General features: G+C 35.7%; 4 protein-coding genes and 1 pseudogene. 4 read left to right on the top strand and 1 reads right to left on the bottom strand.

The genetic code is table 11. The features are described from left to right. Positions 1–297, top strand: a pseudogene (locus tag GSY74_RS04975) (coproporphyrinogen III oxidase family protein); the annotation flags it as partial. Here the strand turns inward: GSY74_RS04975 and GSY74_RS04980 are convergent. Further along, positions 287–697 carry a hypothetical protein gene (locus tag GSY74_RS04980; protein ID WP_164664005.1) on the bottom strand — a complete coding sequence of 137 codons (411 nt, stop codon included), beginning with the start codon at positions 695–697 and terminating at the stop codon, positions 287–289. The pseudogene GSY74_RS04975 and the gene GSY74_RS04980 overlap by 11 nt on opposite strands. A gap of 126 nt (positions 698–823) precedes the next feature. Here GSY74_RS04980 and tatB point away from each other — a divergent pair, with 126 nt between their 5' ends. From tatB to queA, 3 genes are read left to right on the top strand one after another with little or no spacing between them, the layout of a single operon-like run. Further along, complete coding sequence (gene tatB / locus GSY74_RS04985) at positions 824–1,207, top strand: Sec-independent protein translocase protein TatB (RefSeq protein ID WP_164664006.1); 384 nt, start codon at positions 824–826, stop codon at positions 1,205–1,207. Then, a complete protein-coding gene (tatC, locus tag GSY74_RS04990) occupies positions 1,207–1,995 on the top strand; it encodes a twin-arginine translocase subunit TatC (RefSeq protein ID WP_164664007.1) in 789 nt (262 codons plus the stop codon). Before tatB ends, tatC begins: the two co-directional genes overlap by 1 nt. A 3-nt stretch (positions 1,996–1,998) precedes the next feature. Next, positions 1,999–3,024 carry a tRNA preQ1(34) S-adenosylmethionine ribosyltransferase-isomerase QueA gene (queA, locus tag GSY74_RS04995; protein ID WP_164664008.1) on the top strand — a complete coding sequence of 342 codons (1,026 nt, stop codon included), beginning with the start codon at positions 1,999–2,001 and terminating at the stop codon, positions 3,022–3,024. The last annotated feature ends 354 nt before the right edge of the window (positions 3,025–3,378 follow it).

Consider the following 3,378-nt stretch of genomic DNA (forward strand, 5'->3'; position numbering starts at 1 on the left):
GGTGCTGTTGGATTTAGAAAAAATAGACGATTCTATCCAACTACAGATATAGACTCCTATATCAAAAATCCATTGGATATAAAAGAGGAAATTTTGACCAAAGAGGAGCTTTTAACCGAAAAGATATTTTTGGGTCTTCGCTCCTCTATTGGGGTGGATAAGTCTATTTTGACTGATAATATAAAAAAAAGAGCTGACTTTTTAGTGGAGCAGGGAAAATTGGAAAAACTCAATGGAGTTTATCAAAATAGAAATTTTTTTCTGAGTGATGAGTTGGCTTTGTATCTTATAGAGTAAATTTCCTCTTCGCCTCATCTGCACCAATCTCACCAGCGACAAATCTCTCCTCTATAGTATCAATAGTCTCTCTAAGTCTCTGTTGCAACGCATTTCCCACTATTTTATCTCCTATAAAATCTCTCATATCTACAAAATTAGGGAAATTAGTCAAAAACTCATTTTTCATCTCACTTCTATTCCATACTTTAATCTGTGTTTTGGCATCCACACTACTAACATCCAAAACTACATCTCCTATACTATTTATAGCTTGATACTGCTCATCGTTATCTTGAGTATTTTCACTATAGCCACTCTTTTGGTATCTCTCATCATCTTGTATAGTGTCAACAAAAGTAGTAGTAAGATAGATAGCAACAATCCCAATAGCGATAAATACAAGTAAACCTCTGTCCAAAATAGAATCCTTAGTATATAATTTTAATAGATATTATACTATATTTTTTTCTCATCAAAAACTTTTGGCTTAACTCTCAACCTTTTTAGGTAAAATAACAGTAATTGAAACAGTGAGGGAAAACGAATGTTTGGAATGGGTTTTACAGAGATACTCCTAATCGCCATAGTAGCTATACTATTTTTAGGACCAGATAAGCTACCAGATGCGATGGTATCAATAGCCAAATTTATTAAAGGTGCCAAAAAAGCTATTGGTGATGCAAAAAACGCGATAGATGATGAGGTGAAGATTTCTGAACTAAAAGAGGAAGCGATGGGATACAAAGCAAAACTTGATGCGGCGACCGATGAGTTACAAGGATTTAAAAATATTAATCCTATGAATAGCCTTAATGATGAGCTAGACTCTATCAAAAGTAGTCTAACAGAAATTCCAAAAGCGACACCTGTTGAGCCAAAACAGGATGAGTCGGCAGTAACAAAGAGAAAAGATGAGGGTGACAGATAATGTTTAAAAATTTAAGACCACATCTAATTGAACTTAGAAAGAGACTTGGAATCTCTGTTGGAGTTATTATAGTTTTTGCTTTTGTAGCATTTGGATTTAACCAATATATTATCGCTTTTGCAAAAGCTCCTCTTGTAGATATACTTATAGCAAATGAACAAAAAGACCCATTTATCGGTGGTATTGGTATCTTCTTTACAGCACTCAAAATCTCTATCTTTACAGGCTTTATCTTTGCACTGCCTGTTGTATTTGCTCAACTGTGGGCATTTATTGCTCCTGGGCTTTATGATAATGAGAAGAAATATGTCATACCATTTGTCTCTATCTCTACACTTATGTTTTTGATTGGTGCAGCATTTGCTTATTATGTGGTTATCCCTTTAGGATTTGAATTTTTATGGATATTTGCAGGTAAGCTGGTTAACTTCTTGCAGACACTTGATGAATATATAAGTATCTTTACCAAAATACTGTTTGGTTTTGGTGTTGCTTTTGAACTGCCTGTTATTCTATTCTTTTTGGGTGTATTGGGTCTAGTTGATGATAAAAACCTAAAAGACTTCTTTGGTTATGCTGTTCTTCTTATCTTTGTATTTGCAGCGATATTAACTCCACCAGATGTTATTACTCAACTTCTAATGGCTGGTCCACTGATTTTGCTTTATGGTCTCTCTATCATAATTGTAAGGATGGTTAACCCATACAAGGCTGAGGATGAAGATGATGATGATAACGACGATAATAAAGATACAGTAAAAGCTGATGAGCCAAAACAACTAAACTAACATATGAACAAAAACGAACTACTAACCAGTAGCTATGATTATGAGCTTCCTGCTCATCTCATAGCACAACATCCTGTACAACCTAGAGACTCTGCAAAACTCCTTGTCTATAATAGGGAGACAGATACTACTACTCATACAACTTTTAAAAATCTACTAGAATATCTACCAATTGAGTGCGATATTTTTCTCAATGATACAAAAGTGATAAAAGCTCGAATATTTGGCAAAAAAAAGAGTGGAGGAAGAGTTGAACTTCTCTTTAACAAACCGATAAACGCTACAGACTATCTAGTGATGATTAGAGGAAGAGTAAAAATAGAAACCGAACTCTTTTTTGATGATACTCTTATGGCAACCGTAACAAAGCTCAATAGTGATGGTTCCAGAGTAGTAAGATTTAAACATCATACGAAAGATATTCGTTTTGAGGAGTTGATTCTCATACTAGATAAGATAGGTCATATCCCTCTACCTCCCTATATGCATCGAACGGATAACAAAGAGGATGAGATAGACTACCAAACACTATTTGCTAAAAATGCAGGAGCAGTTGCAGCACCTACGGCATCTCTGCACTTTACACCTGAACTTTTTGAAGCACTAGAGCAGAGACACCAAACTCACAAAATCACCCTACATATAGGAGCAGGTACATTTAAACCTGTAGCCGTAGAAAATATATTGGAACACCCTATGCACTCTGAATATTTTCATATTCCTTTAGAGAGTGCAGAGATTTTAAAGAGTGAAAAACCTATCTTAGCAATTGGTACAACAGTTACACGAACGGTAGAGTATTTTTCACGAACAGGCAAAGTAGATGGAGAGTGTGACCTATTTCTCAATCCGTACAACAGACCCAAGAGAGTAACTCATCTTCTTACCAACTTTCATCTACCAAAGAGTACACTTATCATGCTTGTCTCTGCTTTTGTAGGTCGAGAGAAGACACTAGAACTGTACCATGAAGCTATTAGTAAAAACTATCGCTTTTTCTCTTATGGTGATGCTATGCTTATAATTTGATTGTCAATATTACAATCACTCTACTCTTCAACTGTTAAACAGATTGAAGATAGAGAGTATATCTCTTTGGTTCAGAAAAGAGGTCATGAGCATATCTTGAGCTTTGGGATTGTCTTTGATGGAAAGAGGGTGTGGGTGTTAAGGAGAGTGAGGTTTAAACCCATATTTAACTGCATCCCTCGTTCCCATCCGTCCTCGGCAATGCATACGAGAGTTTCATATACACTCCCACGCAGGAGGAGACTGTGTAAGAACCTATGCATTTCAATCGTAGGGTGCAATTTATTGCACCAAATATGAAATTGGTAGATAAAAAAGAGGTTTCTAGCCTGTTTTGTGGTGCAATAAATTGAC

The organism is Sulfurovum sp. bin170 (genome assembly GCF_010892395.1).
In the GTDB taxonomy this organism is placed as follows: Bacteria; Campylobacterota; Campylobacteria; order Campylobacterales; family Sulfurovaceae; genus UBA1140.

What these genes read in the sequence shown, in the direction of transcription:
- tatC (WP_164664007.1), top strand. Translation starts at nt 1,207, where the DNA reads ATGTTTAAAAATTTAAGACCACATCTAATTGAACTTAGAAAGAGACTT.
- tatB (WP_164664006.1), top strand. Translation starts at nt 824, where the DNA reads ATGTTTGGAATGGGTTTTACAGAGATACTCCTAATCGCCATAGTAGCT.
- queA (WP_164664008.1), top strand. Translation starts at nt 1,999, where the DNA reads ATGAACAAAAACGAACTACTAACCAGTAGCTATGATTATGAGCTTCCT.